3 protein-coding genes are annotated in these 26,861 nt (G+C 74.1%); all 3 read right to left on the bottom strand.

The features are described 5' to 3' along the window. Position 1: 1 nt before the first annotated feature. The 3 genes from ACZ5CZ_RS08750 to ACZ5CZ_RS08760 all read right to left on the bottom strand — a co-directional run bounded on the left by ACZ5CZ_RS08750 (position 2) and on the right by ACZ5CZ_RS08760 (position 26,764). Positions 2-23,815, bottom strand: a complete 23,814-nt coding sequence (locus ACZ5CZ_RS08750; protein ID WP_468940547.1) for a non-ribosomal peptide synthase/polyketide synthase — start codon at positions 23,813-23,815, stop codon at positions 2-4. Between the two features lie 108 nt (positions 23,816-23,923). Then, entirely contained in the window at positions 23,924-26,218 is a 2,295-nt protein-coding gene (locus ACZ5CZ_RS08755; RefSeq protein ID WP_468940550.1) for an ABC transporter ATP-binding protein, read from the bottom strand. 168 nt (positions 26,219-26,386) lie between these two features. Further along, the gene (locus ACZ5CZ_RS08760) at positions 26,387-26,764 is read right to left on the bottom strand and encodes a DUF5132 domain-containing protein (RefSeq protein ID WP_467541206.1); all 378 of its coding nucleotides are present in this window, start codon (positions 26,762-26,764) and stop codon (positions 26,387-26,389) included. Between the last annotated feature and the right edge of the window lie 97 nt (positions 26,765-26,861).

A 26,861-nucleotide genomic window follows, 5' to 3' on the forward strand; every position in this document is an offset into this window, starting at 1 on the left:
ATCAGTCCTCCTGGGTGTGGGTGGTGGTGTCACCGGTGGCCTCGGCGAGCCTGGCCGCCAGCACCGGTCCGAGCTGGGCCAGCGAGCCCGCCTGGGTCATCCGGTCGTGCCGGGTGGTGATCTGGTGCGAGTCGATCCGGCCGGCGATGTACGGGCGCCAGGTCTCCGGTCCGGCGTCGTCCTTGCCCCGGTCGATCGTGGAGTTGAACAGCAGCAGGTCTCCGTCGAACCTGCCGGGGACGAAGTCGGCCGCCAGCTTGGCGTTGTTGATCATGATCTGGACGACGATCTCGATCTGCGGCCCGGTCAGTCCGGCCAGCGCGCTGCCCCGTTCCCGCAGGATCTCGGAGACCTCGTCATAGGTCAGCGGCCGGTCGCCCAGGTCGTCCAGGCTGCAGTCGAGCACACCGACGAGCACGTCCCGCTCGGTGGGCACGGGCAGCTCCTCGAACGTCACGTCCTTCACCGGGTAGGCGTCGAGGACCGCCAGCAGCGCGGTGCGCTCGCCCTGCGCCTGGAGCTCGCAGGCGACCGCGTGCGCGATCAGCCCGCCGGCGGACCAGCCGAGCAGCAGGTACGGCCCCTCCGGCTGGACCTTGCGGATCTGGTGGACGTAGTCGGCGGCCATCTCCTCGAACGACGCCGGCAGGGGCTCGGGCCGGCCGAGGCCGCGCGCCTGGATCGCGTAGACCGGGTACTCCGAACCGATGTGGTTCAGCAGCCCGCTGTACGACCAGCTGATGCCGCCGCCGGGGTGGATGCAGAACAGCGGGGTCCGGCTGCCCGTCGTGCGCAGCGGCAGCAGCACGTCCAACGCGTCGTCGGGGTCGTTCATGACCAGGCGTTCGGTGAGCCCGGCCACGGTGGGCGCCTCGAACAGCGTGCGCAGGCCGACCTCGACGCCGAGGGTCTCGCGGACGCGGGAGACCAGGCGGGCGGCGAGCAGCGAGTGCCCGCCCAGGTCGAAGAAGCTGTCGTCGATGTGCACCTGTTCCCGGCCGAGCACCTCGGCGAAGAGGTCGCACAGCAGTTGCTCCTGCGGGGTCCGGGGACCGCGTCCGGAACCCGGCGCACCGTAGTCCGGAGCCGGCAGGGCGGCCCGGTCCAGCTTGCCGTTGGCGGTCAGCGGCAGCGCGTCCAGGGTGACGAACGCCGACGGCACCATGTACTCGGGCAGTTCGCGGCGCAGCCGGTCGGACAGCGCGCCCGCCTCGGGCGCCCCCTCGGGAGCGGGCACCAGGTAGGCGACGAGCCGCTTGTCGTCGGGCTGGTCCTCACGGACGACGACGGCGACCTGGGCGACGCCCGGGCAGCCCGAGAGCACCGCCTCGATCTCACCGGGCTCGATCCGGAAGCCGCGCAGCTTGACCTGGTGGTCGGCCCGTCCGGCGAACTCCAGGGTGCCGTCGGGCAGCCACCACGCGAGGTCACCGGTGCGGTACATCCGGCTCCCGGCCGGCCCGTACGGGTCGGCGGTGAACCGCTGGACCGTCAGACCGGGCCGGCCGACATAGCCCCGGGCCACGCCCAGCCCCGCGAGATACAGCTCGCCGACCACACCGGGCGGCACCGGCCGCAGCGCGGCATCGAGCACGTAGGCGCGCATGTTCGCCATCGGTCGGCCGATCGGCACGGTCGCGGCGTGCTCGGCCAGGTCGTGCACCGGGTGGCAGGTGGCCAGGGTCGTGGCCTCGGTGGGCCCGTAGCCGTTGACCACCCTGATCCCGGGGCAGGCCGCCCGCACCCGGGCGACGGCGGCGGGAGAGACCACATCACCGCCGGTCCACACCTCGCGGACCCCGGCGAGCAGCTCCGGCCGCTCCTCGGCGACCAGGCGGAACAGCCCGGCCGTCAGCCACAGCCCGGTCACCCGGTGCTCGCCGACCGTCTGCTGCAACTGCTCGAGATCGAGCCGTCCGGCCGGTGCGACCACGATCCGGCCGCCGCCCAGCAGGGGCACCCAGTGCTCGTACGTCGAGAGGTCGAACGCGGTGGGGGAGTGCAGCAGCACCCGCTCGTGTCCGCCCTCGTGCCAGCAGGGCGTCAGGGCATGGGCCACCACATCGCGGTGCGTGACGGCCACGCCCTTCGGCCGCCCGGTCGAGCCGGAGGTGTACATCACGTACGCCAACTGGTCGGGATGGCAGGCGACTTCCGGGTCGGAGGAGTCGGGTTCGGCCTGCACCAGCGCGGTCAGCACATCCTCGGTGAGGACCAGCGCGGCGCCCGCCTCCCGGACGATCAGGTCGATCCGGGACTGCGGGAAGCGCGAGTCCAGCGGCACATACGCACCGCCCGCCTTGATGATCGCCAGGATCGCCACGACCAGGTCCGCCGAGCGCTCCAGCAGGACCGCGACCGGTGTCTCCGGCGCCACGCCCTGGCGGATCAGCGCCCGGGCCAGGCGGTTGGCCCGCAGGTCGAGCTCCCGGTAGGTCAGCTCGGTGCCGGCCGCCACGACGGCCACCGCGTCCGGGGTCGCGCGCACCTGACGGGCGAACAGCTCCGGCAGCGCGGCCTCGGGCAGCTCGACGGCGGTGTCGTTGAACTCCGCCAGCACCCGGTGCCGCTCCTCACCGGACAGGATGTCGATCCGGCTGATCGGCCGGTCGGGGTCGGCGACCACCGCGCGCAGCAACCGCGCCCAGCGGGCGAACAGCAGCTCCACGGTGGCCGGGTCGAACAGATCGGTGGCGTACTCCACCGCACCGGCCAGGCCGTCGGGGCCGCCGTCCGGCCGGTACTGCTCGGCCAGGCTGAACGTCAGGTCGACCCGTGCGGTGCCGGTCGGCGCCTCCAGGTAGCCGGTCGACAGCCCCGGCAGCGTGAACTCGCCGAGCGGCGCGTTCTGGAGGGCCAGCATGATCTGGAACAGCGGGTGGTGCGACAGCGACCGGGCCGGGTTGACCACCTCGACCAGGTACTCGAACGGCACGTCCTGGTGGGCGTACGCGGCCAGCGCCTTCTGCCGTACCCGGCCCAGCAGTTCGGCGAAGCCGGGGTCGCCGCTGGTGTCGGTGCGCAGCACCAGTGTGTTGACCATGAACCCGACGAGGTCGTCCAGGGCCTGGTCGGTGCGCCCGGCGATGGGGCTGCCGACCGGGATGTCGGTGCCGGCGCCGAGCCGGGTGAGCAGCGCGGCGAGGCCCGCCTGGAGCACCATGAACATGCTGGCGCCGCGCGCGGTGGCCAGCTCCCGCAGCGCCTGGTGCAGCTCGGCGTCCAGCCGGACGGTCAGCCGGCCGCCGCGCTGGGAGGCCACGGCCGGCCGGGGCCGGTCCGTCGGCAGCTGAAGCCGCTGCGGCAGCCCGGCCAGCTCCTCGCTCCAGTAGGCGAGTTGCCGGGCGAACAGGCTGTCCGGGTCGGCGGCGTCGCCGAGCAGCTCGCGTTGCCACCGGGTGTAGTCGGCGTACTGCACCGGCAGCGGGGACCACCGCGGTTCCTCGCCCCGGCAGCGGGCCGCGTACGCCGTCGCCAGGTCCCGGGAGAGCGGGCCCATCGACCAGCCGTCGGCCGCGACGTGGTGCACCACCAGCAGCAGCACATGCCGGTCGGGTGCGAGCGCGAACAGCTCCGCGCGGACCGGCGGCTCGGCGGCCAGGTCGAAGCCGCGCCGGGCCCCCTCCGCCAGCCGCCCGGGCAGCCGTACGTCGTCCAGCTCGACCACCGGCAGTTCGGGGTACGCCTCGTCCGCGCCCAGCACGAGCTGGTACGGCACGCCGTCCGCCTCGCGCAGGACCGTCCGCAGGCTCTCGTGCCGGGCGATCACGTCGGCGAGCGCGGCACGCAGCGCCGGCCGGTCCAGTTCGCCGTCCAGGCGGAGCGCGAGCGGCATGTTGTAGGTGGCGCTCGGCCCCTCCATCCGGTGCAGGAACCACAGGCGCTGCTGGGCGAAGGACAGCGGCATCCGCTCGGGGCGCGGACCGGCCATCAGCGCGGGCCGCTGGGTGACCGAGCCGTCGAGGCGGGCCGCCAGGGCGGCCACGGTCGGGTACTCGAAGAGCGTGCGGACCTCGAGCTCCGCGCCGAAGGCCGCCCGCACCCGGGAGGCCAGGCGGGTCGCCAGCAGGGAGTGCCCGCCGAGGTCGAAGAAGCTGTCCTCGACGCCGACCCCGGGCAGTCCGAGCACATCGGCGAAGAGATCGGCGAGCAGCTGCTCCTGCGGGGTGCGCGGGGCCCGCCCGGTCGCGGCCGTCCCCAGGTCGGGGGCGGGCAGCGCGCGGCGGTCGACCTTGCCGCTGGCGGTCAGCGGCAGCGCGTCCAGGACGACGATGGCCGACGGCACGAGGTAGTCCGGCAGCCGCTCGCGCAGCCGGTCGCGGAGCGCGCCGACGAGGGCGCCCGTGGCGCGGCTCCCGGTGGGGCGGTTGGTGAGCGAGGACAGCGCGGACCCGGCCGGCCGCAGCGGCCGGTAGGCCTCGACGGGGCCGTCTCCCGGGGCGCCGCCGATGACGACGTCCAGGGCGTCGGGCGCGCCGGCCGACCAGGTGACGTCCACCCGCTGGCCGAGTTCCTCGCCGAGCCGGCGGAAGTCCTCCGGGTCGGGCAGGTCGTCGCTGGCCGGGCCGTGCAGCCGGTCCAGCAGTTCGGCGAGCGTCCCTTCTCCGTTCTGCACCGCCCGGGCCAGTGCCGCCTCGCGGGCGACGCGCCGGTTCGGCACCCCGCAGAGGCGCAGCGGCTGCGTGCCCTGGCGGGCGAGCAGTTCGCGTACGTCCGCCAGGCCGGTGATCTCCCGGCCCCAGGTCAGCTCCTGCGGGGCCGGGGCCGCCGGGGTGGCCGGCTGCTGGTGCAGGGTGACGTCGTAGCGGTAGCGGGTCAGCTCGTTGTGGTGCCGGCCGCGCTTGACCTCCACGGCCACCGCGCCGACGGTGCCGCGATCGCGCAGGGCGGTGAAGAAGTCCGGGTCGACCAGGAGTTCCTTCTCCACCAGCAGGGCCTGCTCCACGGCCCGGCGCACCGAGGGCAGGTCGGCGTCCTCGGCGGCCCGGTGCAGCTGGACGGCGGTGGCCAGCGGCCGCAGCAGCCGCAGGTTGCGGACGTCGCCGACGAAGAGCGCGCCGCCGGGGGCGAGCAGCCGCATCAGCCTCCCGATGACGTCCGCGAGGTAGTCGGCGGACGGGAAGTACTGCACCACCGAGTTGATCACGATGGTGTCGAACTCTCCGGCCGGCAGTCCGTCGGTGTCGTGCGCCGGGCGCGTCTGCAACACCACACGCTCGGCCAGCCGCTCCTCGCGGGCCACCTGGGCGGCCAGCGCGTCGATCGCGGTGGCGGAGAAGTCGGTCGCCCAGTAGGCCTCGCAGTGCGGCGCGATCTGCGACAGGAGCAGGCCGGTGCCGACACCGACCTCCAGCACCCGGCGCGGACGCAGCGCCAGGATGCGGGCCACGGTCGCGTCCCGCCACTCCCGCATCTGCTCGACCGGGATCGGGCTCGCGTCGTAACTGCTGTTCCAGCCGACGAAGTTCTGCCCGAAGTCCGCTTCGCCGGGGGCGATGGGCAGGGCGTCGTAGATGTCCCGCCACTCGCCCACATGGTCCGCTTCGAGGCCGCTGTCCCGGGCCGCCTCCTGGCGCGGGACGACATAGCCGATGAGCCGGTCGCCGTCGGCGAGGACGGTGGTCTGGGCGACGGCGGGGTGTTCGGCGAGGGCGGCTTCGATCTCGCCGGGTTCGATGCGGAAGCCGCGTACCTTGACCTGCTGGTCGGCGCGGCCGATGTAGGCGAGGTCGCCGTCGGTGCGGCGGCGTACGAGGTCGCCGGTGCGGTACATGCGTTCGCCGGGGGTGCCGAAGGGGCAGGGGACGAAGCGGGCGGCCGTCAGTGCGGGCCGGTTGAGGTATCCGCGCGCCAGTCCCGGGCCGGCGACGTACAACTCCCCGGGCACGCCGGGCGGTACCGGTCGCAGCCGCTCGTCAAGGACGTACACCCGGGCGTTGGCGATCGGCCGGCCGATCGGCGGGGTGCCCGAGTCCGGCGCGAGGGGTGCGCTCATCGTCGCGCACACCGTCGTCTCCGTCGGTCCGTAGGCGTTGATCATCCGGCGTCCCGGCGCCCACCGGGCCACCAGCTCCGGCGCACACGCCTCACCCGCCACCACCAGTGTCGACACGGTCACCGCGGCCTGCGGCAGGGCGGCCAGCACGGACGGGGGCACGGTCGCATGGGTGACCGCGAGCTGCGGGTCGGTCAGCGCGGCGACCGGCTCCGCCGCCGGGGGCAGCACCAGGGCCGCGCCGCGCAGCAGGGCGGTGAAGACCTCCGACACCGAGGCGTCGAAGCTGGGCGAGGCGAACTGGAGCACCCGGCTGTCGGGTTCGATCGCGAACCGCTCGATCTGGGCGGCGACCAGACTCGCCACGCCGGTGTGGCTCACCATGACGCCCTTGGGGCGGCCGGTGGAGCCGGATGTGTAGATCACGTAGGCCGGATGCCGGAGGTCGACGGCGATCTCGGGGTCGGTGTCCGGCCGGTCGTCCGCGGTGACCATGGCGGGGTCGTCGATCACCGCCGTGGGGCGGGCGTCGTCCAGCATGAAGGCGATCCGGGACGGGGGATAGGACGGGTCCACGGGAAGGTAGGCGGCTCCGGCCTTCAGCACGCCGAGGACCGCCACGACGGACTCGACCGACCGGGGAAGGGCCACCGCCACGATCTGCTCCGGGCCGACGCCCTGGGCGATCAGCTCGTGGGCGAACCGGTTGGCCCGGGCGTTCAGCTGACGGTAGGTCAGCTCGGTGTCGCCGCAGACCAGTGCGACCGCGTCCGGCACCGCCGTCACCCGCGCCGCGAACGCCTGCGCCACCGGTACCGCGTCCACCTCACGGGCGGTCGCGTTGCCGCCCTCCAGCAGCCGGTGCCGCTCCTCGGCGTCCAGGATGTCGATCAGCCCGATCGGCTGCTCCGGGTCGGCCGTGACCGCCTCCAGCAGGAGCGTCCAGCGCCGGGCGAGCGCGGCGACCGTGTCCCGGTCGAACAGGTCGGTGGCGTACTCGACCACACCGGTGATCCCGGCCGGGGAGCCGTCCGGACCGAACCGCTCGGCGAGGTTCACACCGAGGTCGAACTTGGCGGTTCCGGTGGCCACCGCATAGGTGGCGACCTCCAGACCGGGCAGCGAGAAGCGGCCCATCGGCGCGTTCTGCACGGCCAGGATGGTCTGGAACAGCGGGTGGTGGGACAGCGACCGGGAGGGGTTCAGCACCTCGACCAGGTGCTCGAACGGCACGTCCTGGTGCGCATAGGCCGACAGCGCCGTCTCCCGCACCCGCGCCAGCAGCTCGGCGAACGTCGGGTCCCCGCTCGTGTCGGTGCGCAGCACCAGCGTGTTCACGAAGAACCCGACCAGGTCGTCCAGCGCCTCGTCGGTACGCCCCGCGATCGGGCTGCCGATCGGGATGTCCGTCCCCGCGCCCAACCGCGTGTACAACGCGGCCAGAGCCGCGTGCAGCACCATGAACAGACTGGTCCCGGTGCGCCGCGCCAACTCCACCAGCGCCGCGTGCAGTTCGGGGCCCAGCTCCAGGCCGACCTGGTCGCCGTGCCAGCGGGCGACGGCCGGCCGGGGCCGGTCGGTGGGCAGCTGGAGCAGCTCCGGCAGCTCGGACAGCTGGTCCTTCCAGTACGCGAGCTGCTCGGCGAACCGGCTCTCCGGGTCGGCGGCGTCACCGAGCAGCTCGCGCTGCCACAGCGTGTAGTCCGCGTACTGCACCGGCAGGACCGGCCGGTCCGGTGTGCGGCCCTCGCACCGGGCGGCGTACGCCTCCGCCAGATCACGGGCGAGCGGACCGGTGGACCAGCCGTCGCCCGCGATGTGGTGCATCACCAGCAGCAGCACATGCTCCGTAGGCGAGAGCGTGAACAGCTCCGCCCGCAGCGGCGGCTCCGCCGCCAGGTCGAACGGCAGCCGCGCGAACTCGGCCAGCCGCCCAAGCAGTTCGGCCTCCGACACCTCCGTCGACCGCACCCGGGGCCGGGCCGCACCCGGGTCCAGGACGCGCTGGCAGGGCACGCCGTCGACCTCAGGGAACACGGTCCGCAGACTCTCGTGGCGGGCCACCACGTCGAACAGCGCCCCGTCCAGCGCCGCGGCGTCGAGCGTTCCGGTCAGCCGCAGCGCCAGCGGGATGTGGTACGTCGCCGCGGTGCCGTCCATGCGGTGCAGGAACCAGAGCCGCCGCTGAGCGAACGACAGCGGGACCACGTCCGGACGCGCGTGCGCCGTCAGCGCCGGGCGGGTCCGGCCGGCCTCGGCCAGCGCCGCCGCCACTCCCGCCGCGGTGGGCGCCTGGAAGAGCGCGCGCAGCCCCAGCTCCACGCCGAGCACCGAGCGGATCCGCGCGGCCAGCCGGGTGGCGAGCAGGGAGTGTCCGCCCAGGTCGAAGAAGTCGTCGTCGGCCCAGACCCGCGGTACGCCCAGCACCTCGGCGAACAGCTCGCACAGGATCTGCTCCTGCGGGGTGCGCGCCGCCCGGCCCGGCGCCGTGGCCACCGACTCCGGCGCCGGCAGCGCCGCCCGGTCCAGCTTCCCGTTCGGCGTCAGCGGCAGCGCGTCCAGCACCACGAACGCCGACGGCACCAGATAGTCGGGCAGACGGTCGCGCAGGTACGCCGTCAGCTCCGCCGGACGTACGACCGTGCCGGGACGCGCCACCACATAGCCGATGAGCCGGTCGCCGTCGGGGAGGACGGTGGTCTGGGCGACGGCGGGGTGTTCGGCGAGGGCGGCTTCGATCTCGCCGGGTTCGATGCGGAAGCCGCGTACCTTGACCTGCTGGTCGGCGCGGCCGATGTAGGCGAGGTCGCCGTCGGTGCGGCGGCGTACGAGGTCGCCGGTGCGGTACATGCGTTCGCCGGGGGTGCCGAAGGGGCAGGGGACGAAGCGGGCGGCCGTCAGTGCGGGCCGGTTGAGGTATCCGCGCGCGAGTCCCGGGCCGGCGACGTACAACTCCCCGGCCACGCCCGGCGGCACGACACGCAGACGATCGTCCAGCACGTAGGCCCGGAACCCCGCGACCGGCCGGCCGATCGGCGGGACGCCCGAGTCCGGCGAGAGGGGCGCGCTCATCGTCGCGCACACCGTCGTCTCCGTCGGTCCGTACGCGTTGATCATCCGCCGTCCCGGCGCCCACCGGGCCACCAGCTCCGGCGCACACGCCTCACCCGCCACCACCAGGGTGGCCGCCGTGACGTCCGCGCCGTCGAGCGCCGCCAGGACCGAGGGCGGAAGGGTCACATGGGTGACGTCGAGCCCGCGGTCCGTCAGGGCCTCCGCCGGGGCCTCGGCCGGGGCCAGGACGAGGGCGGCACCGGTGAGCAGCGCGCTGCACAGGTCCCAGAACGACGCGTCGAAGCTGGGCGAGGCGAACTGGAGCACCCGGCTGCCCGGCGCCACGCCGAGCCGCTCGACCTGCGCCGCCACCAGCCCCGCCACGCCGGTGTGGCTGACCATGACGCCCTTGGGGCGGCCGGTGGAGCCGGATGTGTAGATCACGTAGGCGGGATGCCGGGCGTCGTGGGCGATCTTGGGGTCGGTGTCCGGCCGGTCGTCCGCGGTGACCATGGCGGGGTCGTCGATGACCGCCGTGGGGCGGGCGTCGTCCAGCATGAAGGCGATGCGGGACGGGGGGTACGACGGGTCCACGGGAAGGTAGGCGGCTCCGGCCTTCAGCACGCCGAGGACCGCCACGACGGACTCGACCGACCGGGGCAGGGCCACCGCCACGATCTGCTCCGGGCCCACCCCCTGGGCGATCAGCTCGTGGGCGAACCGGTTGGCCCGGGAGTTCAGCTGACGGTAGGTCAGCTCGGTGTCGCCGCAGACCAGCGCGACCGCGTCCGGCACCGCCGCCACCTGCGCCGCGAGCAGCTCCGGCAGGGTCGTGACGGCAGCCCCGCGCTCGGCGGCGGGCAGCAGCTCGCGGCGCTCCTCGGCGGACATCAGATCGATCTCGCCGATCGGCCGGTCCGGAGCGGCCGCGACCGCGGACAGCAGCCTGGTCCACCGGGCGAACAGGGTCTCCACCGTCGAGTGGTCGAACAGATCGGCGCTGTACTCGACCGCGCCGCTCAGACCGGCCGGCGTGCCGTCGGACCCGTGCTGCTCCGCCAGGCCGAAGGTCAGGTCCAGCCGGGACGTCCCGGTCGGCACGGCCACCTGGGTCGCCCGCAGACCGGGCAGCTCGAAGTCGCCGCCCGGCGCGTTCTGCACGACCAGTCCGGTCTGGAACAGCGGGTGGTGGGAGAGCGACCGGGACGGGTTCAGCACCTCGACCAGGTGCTCGAACGGCACGTCCTGGTGCGCATAGGCCGACAGCGCCGTCTCCCGCACCCGCGCCAGCAGCTCGGCGAACGTCGGGTCCCCGCTCGTGTCGGTGCGCAGCACCAGCGTGTTCACGAACAGCCCGACCAGGTCGTCCAGCGCCTCGTCGGTACGCCCCGCGATCGGGCTGCCGATCGGGATGTCCGTCCCCGCGCCCAACCGCGTGAACAGCGCCGCCAACGCCGCCTGGAGCACCATGAACAGACTGGTGCCGGTACGCCGCGCCAACTCCGCCAGCCCCGCGTGCAGTTCCGCGTCGATCCGGACGTCCAGCAGCCCGCCGCGGTACGACATGGCCGCCGGACGCGGCCGGTCGACGGGCAGGGACAGCTGCTCGGGCAGCCCGGCCAGCGCCTCGGTCCAGTAGCCCACCTGGCGCGCGAACACACTGTCCGCGTCGCGCTCGTCGCCCAGGAGCTCGTGCTGCCACAGGGTGTAGTCGCCGTACGCCACCGGCAGCGCGGGCCAGTCGGGCGCTCCGCCGTCCCGCCGGCTCGTGTAGGCCGCGGCGAGGTCGCGGGCCAGCGGGCCCATGGACCAGCCGTCACCCGCGATGTGGTGCAGCACCACCAGCAGGACGTGCTCCTGCGGCGCCACGGCGAACAGCTCCGCCCGCAGCGGCGGTTCCGACGTCAGGTCGAAGGCACGCACGGCCGCCTCGCGCAGCAGGGCCGGTACCTCGGCCTCCGCGGCCGTGCGGACCGTCAGCGGGACGGCGGCTTCGGCGGCGTCCAGCACCCGCTGGTGCGGAACACCGGCGGTGTGCGGGAAGACCGTGCGCAGGGTCTCGTGCCGGGCCACCACATCGGCGAGCGCGGCGCTCAGCGCCTCCCGGTCGAGAGCACCGGACAGCCGCAGCGCGAACGGGATGTGGTACGTGGCGCTCGGCATCCCGAACTGCTGGAGGAACCAGAGCCGCCGCTGCGCGAACGACAGCGGCATCGGCTCGCGGCGGGGCCGCGGCACCAGGGCCTGCCGCGCGGTACCGGCGGCGTGCAGCCCGGCGGCGAGCCCGGCGGGCGTCGGCGACCGGAACAGGGCGCGCAGCTCCAGCTCGACACCGAGGGTCGCCCGGACCCGCGAGACCAGCCGGGTGGCGAGCAGGGAGTGCCCGCCCAGGTCGAAGAAGTCGTCGTCCACCCCGGCCCGGGGCACGCCCAGCACCTCGGCGAACAGCTCGCACAGGATCTGCTCCTGCGGGGTGCGCGGCGCGCGGCCGCCCCCGGCGGCACCCGGCTCGGGCGCGGGCAGCGCCGCCCGGTCCAGCTTCCCGTTCGGCGTCAGCGGCAACGCGTCCAGCAGCACGAACGCCGACGGCACCAGATAGTCCGGCACGCGGTCGCGCAGGTACGCCGCGAGCGCCGCCGCGCTCGCCCCGGTCCCGGCCGAGGGGACGACGTACGCGACGATCCGGCCCTCCAGGGCGAGCACCGCGACCTGCGCGACACCCGGGTGCGCGGTCAGCTCGGCCTCGATCTCGCCCGGCTCGATCCGGAACCCGCGGACCTTGACCTGGTGGTCGACCCGGCCCGCGAACTCCAGCTCGCCGCCGGCGCGCCAGCGGACCAGGTCGCCGGTGCGGTACATCCGCGCGCCGGCCGGGCCGTACGGGTCGGCGACGAACCGCCCGGCGCTCAGTCCGGGCCGGTTCAGATAGCCGCGGGCGAGTCCCTCCCCGGCGAGGTAGAGCTCACCCGTCACACCGGGGGCGACCGGCCGCAGGGCCGAATCCAGCACATAGGTCCGGCAGTTGGCGATTGGGCGCCCGATCGGCACCGGCAGCGGGCAGTCCGCGGGGTCGGCCGGCAGCGCGTACGCGGTGATCACATGGGTCTCGGCGGGGCCGTAGTGGTTGTGCAGCACCCGGCCCGGCCGCCGGGCCTGGAAGCGGCGTACGGCACCGCCCAGGCGCATCGCCTCGCCGGCCTGTGCGACCAGCCGCAGGTGCGGCAGCTCCAGCCCGGCTTCCTCGGCGGCCTCGGCCACCGCCTCGACCACCAGGTTCGGCGCGAACAGCTCCTCGACCCGGTGCCGGTCCAGCCACCGGGCGAACAGCTCGGCGCTACGGCGCTGCTCCTCGGTCGGCACCACCAGGGTCTTGCTGTACAGCAGCGCGGAGAGGGTCTCCTGCACCGAGACGTCGAAGCTGATCGCGGTGAACTGCGCGGTGCGCGTGCCCGGTTCGCCGCCGACGGCCCGGTGATGCCACGCCAGCAGGTTCAGCAGCCCGGCCGCGGGCATCACCACGGCCTTGGGGCGGCCGGTGGACCCGGAGGTGTAGATGACATAGGCGGGATGCCGCCCGTCCACGGCCACGGCCGGGTCGTGCTCCGGCAGCTCCCCGGCCGGGGTGACGGCCGCGAGGTCGTCCAGCACCACGGCCGGCCGCGCGTCCTGGAGCATGTACGCGATCCGGGCGGCCGGGTAGTCCGGGTCGACCGGCAGGTAGGCGGCGCCCGTCTTGAGGACCGCGAGGACGGCGACCACCAGCTCGGCCGAGCGCGGCAGCCGCAGGGCGACGACCTGCTCCGGCCCCACTCCGCGTGCGATCAGCGCGTGCGCCAGCCGGTTGGCCCGGCGGTTCAGCTCCCGGTACGTCAGCACGGTGTCCTCGAACACCACCGCCGGCGCCTCGGGGGTCGCCCGCGCCTGGTCCTCGAACAGGGACGGCAGGGTGGCATCCGGGACCGGGCGGGCGGTGTCGTTGCGGACGACCAGCAGCTCGTGCCGTTCCTCGGCGGTGAGGACGTCGATCCGGCTCAGCGGCCGGCCCGGCTCGGCGACCACCGAGGCCAGCAGGCGCAGCCACCGGGCGACCAGCGCCTCCACCGTGGTGCGGTCGAACAGGTCGGTGCTGTACTCGACCCGCCCGACGATGCCCTCGGCCGGTCCTCCGGTACCGCCGCGCTCCAGCAGGTGGAAGCCCAGGTCGAACATGGCCGTCGGCGTCCGCACCAGGACGATCTCGGCGGCCAGACCGCTCAGCGCGAACTCGGTGCGGGGCACGTTCTGGAGCGCGAGCAGCACCTGGAACAGCGGCTGACGGGCCAGCGACCGGGACGGGTTGAGGGCCTCGACCACGTGCTCGAACGGCAGGTCCTGGTGCGCGTACGCGGCCAGCGCGTTCTCCCGGACCCGGCCCAGCAGCTCGGCGAAGGTGGGGTCCCCGCTGGTGTCGGCGCGCAGCACCAGGGTGTTGACGAAGAACCCGACCAGGTCGTCCAGCGCCTGATCGGTCCGGCCGGCGATCAGACTGCCGACCGGGATGTCCGTCCCCGCGCCGAGCTTGTCCAGCACAGCCGCCAGCGCGGCCTGCAACACCATGTACACGCTGGCGCCGTGCTCCCGGCCCAGCCGGACCAGCCCGGCGTGCAGGTCGGCGTCCATCTCGACGGCCAGGTGACCGCCGGCGTAGGAGGGAGCGGAGGGGCGGTGGCGGTCGGCGGGCAACCGGAGCTGCTCCGGCAGGTCCGCCAACGCCCGAGTCCAGTAGGCCGCCTGGCGGGCGAACAGGCTGTCCGGGTCGTCCGGGTCGCCCAGCAGCCGGTCCTGCCAGAGGGTGTAGTCGGCGTACTGCACCGGCAGCGGCGCCCACTGCGGCTCCTCGCCCCGGCAGCGCGCCGCGTACGCGGTGGCCAGGTCGCCCGACAGCGGGCCCAGCGACCAGCCGTCACCGGCGATGTGGTGCACCACCACCAGCAGCACGTGCTCGTCCGGTGCCGCCTCGAACAGCTCGGCGCGCAGCGGCGGTTCGGTCGCGAGGTCGAATCCGCGCCCCGCCGCCGCGACCAGCAGCCCGGGCAGCTCCGTCTCGTCCGCCCGGGTGACCGGCAGCTGCGGCCGTACCGTCCGCGCGTCCAGCACCTCCTGGTACGGCACCCCGTCGACCTGCGGATAGACCGTGCGCAGGCTTTCGTGCCGGGCCACGAGGTCGGCCAGCGCCTGCTGAAGTGCCGTGCGGTCCAGCGGCCCGGAGAGCCGCCACGCCAGCGGCATGTTGTAGATCGGTGCGGCGCCCTCCAGCTGGTGCAGGAACCACAGCCGGCGCTGCGCGGACGACAGCGGCACCCGCTCGGGCCGCTCCGTCCGCACCAGGGCGAGCCGCGCCCGGTCGGCGCCGCCCAGCGCGGTGGCCAGGCCGGCCACCGTCGGGTTCCGGAACAGGGTGTGCAGCGCCAGTTCGACGCCCAGGGTCGCCCGGACCCGGGCCACCAGCCGGGTGGCGAGCAGGGAGTGTCCGCCCAGGTCGAAGAAGCTGTCGTGGAGGCCGACCTGCGTCAGGCCGAGGACCTCGGCGAACAGCCCGGCCAGCACCTGCTCCTGTGGTGTGTGCGGGGCGCCGCCGGCCCGTGATCCGGTGAACTCGGGCGCGGGCAGCGCCTGCCGGTCGAGCTTGCCGTTGGCGGTCAGCGGCAGGGCGTCGAGGGTGACGAACGCGGCGGGCACCATGTAGTCCGGCAGCCAAGCGCGCAGGTGGGCGCGGAGTTCCTCCGGCCGGAGTCCGGCGCCGGTGGCGGGCACCACGTACGCGACCAGGCGAACGTCCTCCGTCTGGTCCCGCCGGGCGATCACCGCGGCCTGGCCGACCTGCGGGTGCCCGGCCAACGCCGTCTCGATCTCGCCGAGTTCGATCCGGAACCCGCGCACCTTCACCTGGCCGTCGGCGCGGCCGACGTATTCCAGCTGCCCGTCGGTGCGCCGGCGCACCAGGTCCCCGGTGCGGTACATGCGCTCACCCGCCGCACCGAACGGGCAGGCCACGAACCGTCCGGCGGTGAGCCCGGCCCGGTTCAGATAGCCGCGCGCGAGGCCCGGCCCGGCGACGTACAGCTCCCCGGTCACCCCCGGCGGCACCAGCTCCAGCCGCTGGTCCAGCACGAAGGCGCGGAACCCGGCGACGGCCGAGCCGATCGGCGGCACGCCCGAACCCGGTGCCAGCGGCTCGCTCATCGTCGCGATGACCGTCGTCTCCGTGGGGCCGTACGCGTTGATCATCCGGCGCCCGGGCGCCCAGCGCGCCACCAGCTCCGGCGGGCATGCCTCACCGGCGACCGCCAGCGTCGGCACGGCCACGGCGTCCGGCGACAGCGCCGCCAGCACGGACGGCGGCACCGTCGCATGGGTGAGGGCAAGGCGCGGGTCGGTCAGCGCGGAGACCGGCTCGGTCGCGGACGCCGGCACCAGGGTGGCACCGGTGAGCAGGGCCCCGCACAGGTCCCACAGCGAGACGTCGAAGCCGGGCGAGGAGAACTGGAGCACCCGGGCGGCCGTGTCGATGCCGAGCCGCTCGACCTGCTCGGCCACCATCCCACGCAGGCCCGCGTGGCTCACCATCACGCCCTTGGGGCGTCCCGTCGACCCGGACGTGTAGATCACGTAGGCCGCGTTCCGGGCGTCCACGGCGACGGCGGGGTCGGTGTCCGGCCACCCGGACACGTCGGCGACCATCGCCGGGTCGTCGACCACCACGGCCGGCCGCGCGTCGTCCAGCATGAACGCGATGCGCGACTCCGGATAGCCCGGGTCGACCGGCAGATAGGCGGCCCCCGTCTTCAGCACGCCCAGGACGGCCACCACGAACTCCGTCGACCGGGGCAGTGCGACCGCCACGAGCTGCTCCGGACCCACCCCCCGGCCGATCAGCGCGTGCGCGAACCGGTTCGCCCAGGTGTCCAGCTGACGGTAGGTCGTCTCCACGCCCTCGAAGGACAGCGCGACGTTCTCGGGTGTCGCCGCCACCTGCGCCGCGAACATCTCCGGCAGGCTCAGGGTGGCCGCCCCGCCCTCGACGGGGGGCAGCAGCGCACGGCGCTCCTCGGCGGACAGCAGATCCAGCCGGCCGAGCCGCTGTCGCGGGTCGGCGACGGCCGCCCGCAGCAGCCGCACCCAGCGGGCGAGCATCGTGTCGACGGTGGCCGGGTCGTACAGGTCGCTCGCGAACTGGACGAACGCGTCCATCCCGGCCGGGGAGCCGTCCCCGGCATGCCGCTCGGACAGCGAGAAGACCAGGTCGAACTTGGACGTGGTCGTGGGCAGCTGCACCTCGTCGGCGCGCAGCCCCGGTGGGGCGAAGTCGGCCCGGGGCACGTTCTGGAGCACCAGCATGACCTGGAACAGCGGGTGGTGTGCCAGCGACCGCGCCGGGTTGAGGGCCTCGACCAGGTACTCGAACGGCAGGTCCTGGTGGGCGTACCCGGCCAGCGAGGTGTCCCGGACCCGGCCGAGCAGCTCGGCGAAGGTCGGATCGCCCGAGGTGTCCGTACGGAACACCAGCGTGTTGACGAAGTAGCCGACCAGCTCGTCGAGCGCCTGGTCGGTGCGGCCGGCGACCGGGCTGCCGACCGCGATGTCGTCGCCCGCGCCGAGCCTGCTCAGCAGCGCCGCCAGCCCGGCCTGGAGCACCATGAACAGACTGGTCCCGTGCGCGCGGGCCAGCTCGCGCAGCCCGCGGTGCAGTTCCACGTCCAGCCTGGCCCGCACAAAGCCGCCCCGGTGCGAGGCGACCGCCGGGCGGGGCCGGTCGGCCGGCAGCTGGATCTGTTCCGGCAGACCGGCCAACTGCTGCTTCCAGTAGTCCGCCTGACGGGCCAGCAGGCTGTCCGCGTCGGCGGTGTCACCGAGCAGCTGGTGCTGCCACAGCGTGTAGTCGGCGTACTGGACCGGCAGCTCCTCCCACCGCGGCTCCTCGCCACGGCAGCGTGCCGCGTAGGCGGCGGTCAGGTCCCGCGTCAGCGGGCCCAGCGACCAGCCGTCACCCGCGATGTGGTGGAGCACCAGCTGGAGCACATGCTCGTCCGGCCCCAGCTCGAACAGCTGGGTGCGCAGCGGCACTTCGGCCGCCAGGTCGAACGGACGGGCCTGCGCCGCCGCCAGCGCGCCCGGCAGCTCCGCCTCGCCGGTCCGGCACACGTCCAGCCGCGGACGGCCCGCCACGACGTCCAGCACCTGCTGGTACGGCACCCCGTCCACCGCCGGGAAGAGGGTACGCAGACTCTCGTGCCGGCCCGCCACATCCGCCAGGGCGGCTTCCAGGGCCGGCCGGTCCAGCTTCCCGGACAGCCGCCACGCCAGGGAGATGTGGTAGTTGGCGCCCGCACCGTCCAGCTGGTGCAGGAACCAGAGCCGGCGCTGCGCGAACGACAGCGGCACCCGCTCGGATCGCGGCCGGGGCACCAGCGCCGACTGCGCCCGGCCGGCCCCCGCCAGCGCGGCGGCCACCCCGGCCGGGGTCGGGGTCTCGAACAGGGTGCGCAGCTCCAGCTCCACCCCCAGGGTCGCCCGGACCCGGGCGGCCAGCCGGGTCGCCAGCAGCGAGTGCCCGCCGAGGTCGAAGAAGCTGTCCTCGACACCGGCCTCGGCCACCCCGAGCACCTCCGCGAACAGGTCGCACAGGACCTGCTCCTGCGGCGTCCGCGGAGCCCGGCCGGTGGTCACCGGAGCCGACTCCGGCTCGGGCAGCGCCCGCCGGTCCAGCTTGCCGTTGGCCGTCAGCGGCAGGCTCTCCAGCGTGACGAACGCGGCCGGCACCATGTACTCCGGCAGCTGCGCCCGCAGATGCTCGCGCAGTTCGGCCGGGCGCGGGGCGGCACCGGCGGCCGGCACCAGGTAGGCGACCAGCCGGGTGTCGTCGGCCCGGTCCTTCCGCGCCAGGACGGCGACCTGGGCGACGCCGGAATGCGCCGCGAGCGCCGCCTCGATCTCACCGAGTTCGATCCGGAAGCCGCGGACCTTCACCTGGTCGTCGGCCCGGCCCACGAACCGCAGGCCGCCGTCCGCGGACCGGCGTACGACATCGCCGCTGCGGTACATGCGCGCACCGGCCGGCCCGAACGGGTCGGCCACGAAGCGCCCGGCGGTCAGCCCGGGCCGGTTCAGGTAGCCGCGCGCCAGCCCGGCGCCCGCGACGTACAGCTCGCCGGGCACCCCTGGGGGCACCGGCCGCAGACGGGCGTCCAGCACATAGGTGCGCAGGTCCGGGAGGGCCGTACCGATCCGGCCGGCGACGGTACCGGACCCGTCCAGCGCCGCGTGGGTCACATGCACCGTGGTCTCGGTGATGCCGTACATGTTGACCAGCAGCGGAGCGTCGTCCGGGTGCCGCTCGTACCAGCTCGCCAGCCGGGTGTGCTCCAGCGCCTCGCCGCCGAACACCACCGTGCGCAGGGCCAGCGAACGGCTGGTCCCCGGCGCCTCCGCGTCCGCCTGCATCAGCTGGTAGAAGGCGGACGGCGTCTGGTTGAGCACCGTCACCCGCTCACGGGCGAGCAGCTCCAGGAACCGGTGTGGCGAGCGGCTGGTCTCGTGGTCCACGACCACCAGTCGGCCGCCGTACAGCAGCGGGCCCCACAGCTCCCACACCGAGAAGTCGAAGGCGTAGGAGTGGAAGAGGGTCCACACGTCCTCGGCGGAGAAGCCGAACAGCTCCTCGGTGGTGCCGAACAGCCGGACCACGTTGCGGTGCGGGACCACGACACCCTTGGGGGCGCCGGTGGACCCGGAGGTGTAGATGACATAGGCGGGATGGCCCGGGTCGAGGGGAACCTCCGGGTCGGTGTCCGGCAGCCCGCTCGGCCCGGCGTCGTCCAGCAGGAGCCGCTCCACCGTCTCCGCACCCGGCAGCCCGCCGATCCGGCCCGTCGTCACGAGCAGCGACGGCCGGGCGTCCCGCAGCAGATAGGCGATCCGGGCGGCGGGATACTCCGGGTCCACCGGCACATAGGCGGCGCCCGCCTTGAGGACCGCGAGGACCGCGACCACCAGCTCGGCCGAGCGCGGCAGGGCCAGCGCGACCAGCTGCTCCGGCCCCACCCCGCGGGCGATCAGCCGGTGCGCGAGCCGGTTGGCCCGGGCGTTCAACTCGCCGTACGTCAGCGTGGCTTCGGGGCTCACCACGGCGACCGCCGCCGGGTTCGCCCGTACCTGCCGCGCGAAGAGCGCGGGGATGCTGCTGTCCGGCAGCTCTCCGCTCCGGCCGACGGCGGCCGGCACCAGCGCGCGGAGCTCGTCGGCGGACACCACGTCCACCTGGCCGATCCGCCGGCCGGGGTCGGCCACCACGGCGCGCAGCAGCCGCAGCCACCGCTCGACGATCCCCTCCACGGTCGCCGCGTCGAACAGGTCGGTGCTGTACTCCACCAGGCCCGACAGCCCGTCCGTGCCGGGCTCCTCCGTCAGCATGAAGGTCAGGTCGCACTTGGCCGTCCCGGTGTGCACCAGATCGGCCGCCACCCGCAGCCGCGGCAGGTCGAACGTGCCGAGCGGCGCGTTCTGCAACGCGAGCATGGTCTGGAACAGGGGGTGGTGGGCCAGCGACCGGGCCGGGTTCAACGCCTCCACGAGGTGCTCGAACGGCACGTCCTGATGGCCGTACGCGGCCAGCGCGCCGGCGCGCACCCGGCCCAGCAGCTCGGTGAACGACGGGTCGCCGGACAGGTCGGTGCGCAGCACCAGGGTGTTGACGAAGAAGCCGACCAACTCGTCCACGGCCTCGTCGGTGCGCCCGGCGATCGGCGTGCCGATCGGGATGTCGTCGCCCGCGCCGAGCTTGCCCAGCAGGGCGGCCAGCCCGGCCTGGAGCACCATGAAGAGGCTGGCCCCGCCGTCGCGGGCGAGCGCCCGCAGCCCCTGGTGCAGTTCGGCGTCGATCCGCACCGGCAGATGGGCGCCCCGGTAGGACATCGCCGTCGGCCGGGGCCGGTCGAAGGGCAGCTCGACCTGCTCGGGAAGCCCCGCCAACCGCTCCTTCCAGTACGCCAGTTGAGCACCCAGCAGGCTGTCCGGGTCGGAGCCGTCCCCGAGCAGCTCCCGCTGCCAGAGGGTGTAGTCGGCGTACTGGACCGGCAGTGGGGACCACTCCGGCTTCGCGCCCTCGCAACGGGCCGCGTAGGCGGTGGTCAGGTCCCGCGAGAGCGGCCCCATCGACCAGCCGTCACCGGCGATGTGGTGCACCACCAGCAGCAGTACGTGCTCGTCGGCGCCCAGCTGGAACAGCTCCGCGTGCAGCGGCGGCTCCGTGGAGAGGTCGAAGCCGTGCCGGGCCGCCTGTGCCAGCCGGTCCGGCAGGTCGCCCGCGCCGGCCTCGGTCACCCGCAGCCGCGGCCGGGCCCGGTCGGCGTCCAGCACCCGCTGGCAGGGCACGCCGTCGACCACCGGGAAGACGGTGCGCAGACTCTCGTGCCGCTCGACCACGTCCGCCAGGGCGGCGTCCAGGGCCCGCTGGTCGAGGCGGCCGGACAGCCGCAGCGCCAACGGGATGTTGTACGTGGCGCTCGGGCCCTCCATGCGGTGCAGGAACCACAACCGGCGCTGCGCGAAGGACAGCGGGACCGGCTCGGGCCGCTCGCACGGCCCCAGCGCCGGCCGCGCCCGGCCCGCCACGTCCACCGCCGCCGCCAGTTCCGCCACCGTCGGCGCGTCGAACAGGTCGCTCAGCCGCAGCTCCACGCCCAGCACCGACCGCACCCTGGCGACCAGCCGGGTGGCCAGCAGCGAATGCCCGCCGAGGTCGAAGAAGCTGTCGTCCGGCCCGGCCTCGGCGACCCCCAGCACCTCGGCGAACAACCTGGCCAGCAGGTGTTCGGTCGCCGTGCGCGGAGCGCGGCCCGGTACGCCCGCGGACTGCCCGGGGGCCGGCAGCGCCCGCCGGTCGAGCTTGCGGTTCGGCGTCAGCGGCAGCGCGTCCAGCAGCACGAACGCGCCCGGCACCAGGTACTCCGGCAGCCGTTCGCGCAGGTGCTCCCGGAGCGCGGGTACGGCCACCGTGGCACCGGCCGCCGGCACGCAGTAGGCGACCAGCCGGGCGTCCTCCCCGCTGGGCACCACGACCGCGGCCTGGACGATCTGCGGGTGATCGAGCAGCACGGTCTCGATCTCGCCGAGTTCGATCCGGAAACCCCGGACCTTGACCTGGTCATCGGTGCGGCCGAGGAACTCCAGGTTCCCGTCCGGCCCCCACCGCACCAGGTCACCTGTGCGGTACATCCGCGCGCCGGCCGGCCCGAACGGGTCCGCCAGGAAGCGTCCGGCGGTCAGCCCGGGCCGGTTCAGGTAGCCCCGGGCCAGGCCCGCGCCGGCGATGTACAGCTCACCCGCCACACCCGCGGGCAGCGGCTGCAACGCGCTGTCCAGGACGTACATCCGGGTGTTGTCGACCGGCCGGCCGATCACCGGACGCCGGCTCGACCCCAGCGGCGCGACGGACGCGTTCACCGTGCACTCGGACGGCCCGTAGAAGTTGACGCAGGACACCCCGTCGGCCGCGCGCAGCCGCTCCCACAGCTGCTGCGGGACGGCCTCCCCGCCCGCCGCGACCAGCGCGGGCCGCGCCTGCCGATCGTCCAGCAGCCCCTGGGCGACCAGAACATGGAGGTACGACGGGGTGGCCTCGACGAAGTCGAGGCGGCAGCGCCTGGCGTAGTCGACGAAGGCCTCCGGGTCGGTCCAGGTCGCGTGGTCCAGGACGTGCAGCTCATGGCCCGCGAACAGACTGAGCAGCTGGTTCCAGGACGCGTCGAAGGACACCGACGTGGTGAGCGCCACGCGCAGCCGGTCCCGCTTCCCGACCAGGGGCGGGTACAGCGCCCGCTGCTGGCCGGCGAACAGGTTGAGCAGGCCCCCGTGCGTCGGCAGCACGCCCTTGGGCCGCCCGGTGGAGCCGGAGGTGTAGATGACGTAGGCCGGATGCTCCGGTGCGACGGCCACGTCCGGGTCCGTCGCCGGGCAACCCGCCAGCAGTGCCGCGGTCCGCGGGTCATCGAGCACCAGAGGTTCGGTGGAACCGGCCTCGGGCAGCCGGTCCCGGGTGCGGGAGTCCGTCACCACCAGGACCGGGCGGGCGTCGTCGAGCATGTACCCGATCCGGGCGGCGGGGTACTCCGGATCGACGGGAACGCAGGCGGCACCGGACTTGAGGACCGCGAGGACGGCCACCACCAGTTCCGCCGAGCGCGGCAGGGCCACGGCGACCAGCTGCTCCGGCCCGGCCCCGCGGGCGATCAGGGCGTGCGCCAGCCGGTTCGCCCGCGCGTCCAGCTCCGCATACGTCAGCGACGCGTCCGGCCCCACCACCGCGACCGCGTCCGGAACCGCCCGCACCTGCGCCCGGAGCGCCTCCGGCAGGCTCCCGGCACGGGCCGGCGCCACCCGACCGGTACCCCAGGCGGACAGCTCGTCGCGCTCCTCGGCGGACAGCAGGCCGATCCGGCCGACCGGCTCCCGCGGGTCGCAGGCCGCGACGGCGTCCAGCAGCGCGGTCAACCGCGCCTGGTGCTCGGCGAGTTCGTCGTCGCTCCAGGCGTCGGGCGCGCCCTTCAGCTCGACCTGGACCTCGGCGGCCCCGCGCCGGCCGGTGATCCAGAGGGCGAGCCCGGTGGCCGGGTCCGGGAGCAGATAGTGCAGCGTGGCGGGGTGTCCGGCGAAGGCCGGAGCGGAGTCGAAGACCAGGATGTTGACGACCAGCGGGAACGCCGTGCCGCTGCCGCCGAGGTCCCGGAACAGGTCCTCGCTGCGGTAGCGCTGGTGCGCGAAGGCCCCGTCGGCTGCTTCCGCCACCTCGGTGACGAGGTCGTGCCACCGTGTCTCCGGTCGCACCGGCAGGCGCAGCGGCACCACGTTCGCCACCGCGCCGGGCGTGGTGAGCAGGGCCCGTTCGGCTCCCTCGCGCCCGGTGACGGGAAAGCCGATCAGCACCTCCCGGTCTCCGGTGAGCCGGTGTGCGTAGAGGGCCGCCGCCGCGGTCAGCGGGCGGGACCAGTGCACTTCGGTCTCCGCCGCCGCCGCGCGCAGTGTGTCCACCCGGAGCACCGCCGGTTCCACCGGGCCGCGCGGGTCGCTCCCACTACGGGGGGTCCGGCCGGTGAGCCGGGCCGGTTCCGGCCGGTCGGCGAGCCGCTCCGTCCAGTACGACCGGTCGGAGCCGAACTGCTCGGAGGCGCGGTAGCCGGCGTCACTGCGGATCAGGTCGTCCAGCGAGCCGAACGGCGACCGCGGAACCGGGCCGCCGCCGGCCAGCGCCGCGTACATCCGGGTCGTCCGGCGCCGGACGAGGGAGAGGCCGAACCCGTCCATGACCAGGTGGTGGTAGTTCTGGTAGATGAGGTGGTGCGTCGGCGAGAGGCTGATCAGCGCGAAGCTGAAGAGCGGATCGCGGGCGAGGTCGAGCGGACGCATCCGGTCCCGGGCCATCCATGCCAGGGCCGCCGCCCGGGGGTCGAGCTCCGCGCTCAGGTCGAGCAGGGCCGGCCGCCAGTCCCATGTCCCGCGGACGATCTGCCGCGGCTCCTGCCCGTCGTCGACGAAACTCACGTGCAGGGCGTCGATCTCGTCGACCACCCGGCGCAGCACGGTCTCCAGGAGTTCCCCGTCGACCGGGCCGTGGACCTCCAGATAATCCCCGATGCGGTAGGCCTCGAGCGCTGTCCGCGCGCGCTGCTCGGCGAGCCAGATCTCACGCTGGGCCGCCGTCAGGGGAAGGACGTCGCCGTCGCGACGGGACATGGGGGTACCTCCAGAGATGTGGGCGGCGGGGTCGCTGGGCGCGCCGGGACACGCCGGCCGCGGTGATGTCACGCGGCCGGCGTTCGGGGGGTGGTGCGGCAGGTGGGGTCAGCCGGCGAGTTCGCCGGCCTGGAGCTGCCAGAGGGATGCGTAGAGTCCGTGCTGGGCGAGGAGTTCGTCGTGGGTGCCCTGTTCGGCCACGACTCCGCCCTTGTCCATGACGTAGATCCGGTCGGCGTGCCGCACGGTGGAGAGCCGGTGGGCGATGATCACCATGGTCCGGCCGGCCGCGAAGCCGCGGAGCGCGCGCTGGATGGCGGCCTCGGTCTCGTTGTCCACGGCGGAGGTGGCTTCGTCGAGGATCACGACCGGCGCGTCCTTGAGGATCGCGCGGGCCAGGGCGATGCGCTGCCGCTGACCGCCGGAGAGTGCGGCGCCGCGTTCGCCGATCACGGTGTCGTAGCCGTGCGGCAGGGTCGCGACGAAGGGGTGTGCCTCGGCCAGCATCGCCGCTTCGACCACGGCCTTGTCCGAGGCGTCGAAGCTGCCGTAGCGGATGTTGTCGGCGATGGTGCCGTCGAAGAGGAAGGGGTCCTGGGCGACGAAGCCGATCGCGTGGCGCAGGTCGTGCCGGGGCAGGTCGCGCACGTCCCGCCCGTCGAGCAGCACGCTGCCGAACTCCGTGTCCTGGAAGCGCATCAGCAGTTTGGCGATGGTCGTCTTGCCGGAGCCGGTGGCGCCGACGAGGGCGGTGACCTGACCGGCGGGGATGGTCAGCGAGAGATCCTCCAGCGCCGGCGGCCGGCCGGGGTAGGCGAAGGTGACGTTGTCCAGGACGACCTCCCCGCGCACCGTTTCGACGTCGAGCGGTCCGCCGGTGCCGTCGGTCTCGGCGGGCAGGGCGCGCAGCTGCCGGACCCGGTCGTAGGCGGTGATCGTGCGCTGGTACTGGTCGACGATGCCGCCGAGCCGGTTCATCCGCAGCAGCACCATCTGGGGCAGTCCGATCAGCGGGCTGAACACCTCGAACGGCAGGCTGCCGTTGAGTACCGACCGGCCGCCGATCAGCAGGGTCCCGGCCATCGAGCCGGTGGTGCAGACCCGCACGATCTCGGCGTGGCGGATGGTGCTCCGGTCGGTCTGCTCGTTGCTCTGCCGGGCCTCGCCGCTCAGCCGGTCGATGCGCTCGGCCTCGTAGTCCTCGGTGCAGAAGCTCTTGACGGTGGCGCCGGCCTCCAGCGTGTTCACCAACTGGCTGTGCAGTCTGGCGCGGCGCTCGCCGGAGACGGCGTAGTCGTGCGTGACCTTGTCCTGGTAGTGGAACGACAGCCAGGCGATGACCGGGATGGGCAGGAACGCGATCCAGGCGATCTGCGGGGCCAGCAGCAGGAACACCGGCACCAGGAGGGCCACGCTGGTGCCCAGTTGCAGCACGTCGTTGGCCGAGGTGGCGAAGAAGGTGCCCAGCTGGCGGACGTCGTCGGTGAGCGCGCCGGCGATCCGGCTGGTCCGCTCGCCCTCCAGGTGCCGCAGTTCGAGGTGCTGCACATGGGCGTACGTCCGGTTGCGCCAGTCGTGCTCGATGTCCTGGCCGAGCCGGCGCCACTGGAGGTTCGAGGCGTACGACAGGCCCGCCACGGCGGCACAGGCGGCGGTCACCAGCCCTGCCAGGCCCCACAGTTGGGCGGACGCGGTCGTCAGCCCGAAGCGGACGAGCGGTGCGGCCTCGCCCTTGATGAGGACCAGTGCGGTCCAGCCGAGGAAGGTGCCGAGTGCCATCTCCGAGACCTGACAGGCGACCGACAGCGCGGAGGCGCGGTAGAGCCGCCCGCGGTGCGGTCCGACGATCTCCAGCAGGGGGTGTGGCCCGGTGTCCGCTCCGGGCAGGTCACGGGTCGCTTCGGCCGTACTGCGCCAGGCCTTCCGGACGACGGCCGCGGTCGCCGCCGCGACTCCGCCCAGCGCGACCAGCTGCTTGCTCAGCGCCGACCCGCGGAGCAGGGCGACACCGGCCGCCACCCCGCCCCCGACGGCGAGCACGGGACCCACGACACCGCGCTCCGCGCGCGGGGCCGACTCGGCGGCGGGTCCGGCCGGCGCCGGGCCCCCGGCACCGGCCTGTCCCTCCAGGACCAGGGTGACGGCTCTGCGGACGAGCCGGCCGACGTCCGTCGCCCTTAGCCGGGCGTCGTGCCGGACGAGGACGCCGCCGGTGACCGGACTGGCCTTCGCTTCCGTGATGCCGGGAAGGCGTCGCAGGGTCGCGGCGAGGACGTCGGCCGCCCGTGGCCGCCCGAGAACGGGCCTGACGTCCCAGCGCTGGCGGCCCGGAATGACCGAACGCGGGCGCACGTCCACATCCAAGGGGTGATATCCGGCTGCGGCACCCAGCAGAGATGTCATGTGTACGATCCCCTGTTTGCGGAGGTTGCAGAATCCGTCACGTGCACGACGCATTCATGCGGCAGAGTGGTAATTCTGGGGAAAAGCGATGCGACCAGCGGATTCGGGACCGACCACCGCTCGGGTGCATTTTTCTGCACCCGAGCAGCGGCCCGGACCGCCGAACCGTCAGCGCGTCTTGCCGGCGCCGGCGCCGGCGCCCGCGCCGGCGGTCGCGCGGATCTTCGGAGCCCTCGCCTCGCCCTCGGCCCGGGCGGCGGCCTCGTCCTTCTCGCTCTTCGGGGCGGTGCTTTCGACGGCGGCCTGCCGACCGTCACCGGAACCGGCGTCGACGTCACCGGCGGCGATCTGCGCCGCCATCATCTCGGCGGCCACCTCGGCGGCCAGGTCGTGGATGTTCTCCCCGGCCTCGAGGGTCGCCTTCTTCACCTCGAGGACGAGGCCGACGGAGGTCTTGACGACGCCGCGCACCAGCGGCTTGAGGAGACGCTTGGCCAGTGGCGCGGCGATGAGGCCGACCAGGAAGGGCGGTACTACGGGCGGCATGATGCTCCATCCTCTCTACGCATACGTATGACAGGGAGCCCGGGTGCTGCGAACACCGAAGCAGCACACAGATGGGCGGAAGGAAGCACCCATTTCC

It is taken from the genome of Streptomyces sp. NPDC031418, from assembly GCF_055581605.1.

Excerpts from the sequence above, each read along its gene's own strand:
- ACZ5CZ_RS08750 (WP_468940547.1), bottom strand. The coding sequence starts at position 23,815 with ATGTCCCGTCGCGACGGCGACGTCCTTCCCCTGACGGCGGCCCAGCGT.
- ACZ5CZ_RS08755 (WP_468940550.1), bottom strand. The coding sequence starts at position 26,218 with ATGACATCTCTGCTGGGTGCCGCAGCCGGATATCACCCCTTGGATGTG.
- ACZ5CZ_RS08760 (WP_467541206.1), bottom strand. The coding sequence starts at position 26,764 with ATGCCGCCCGTAGTACCGCCCTTCCTGGTCGGCCTCATCGCCGCGCCA.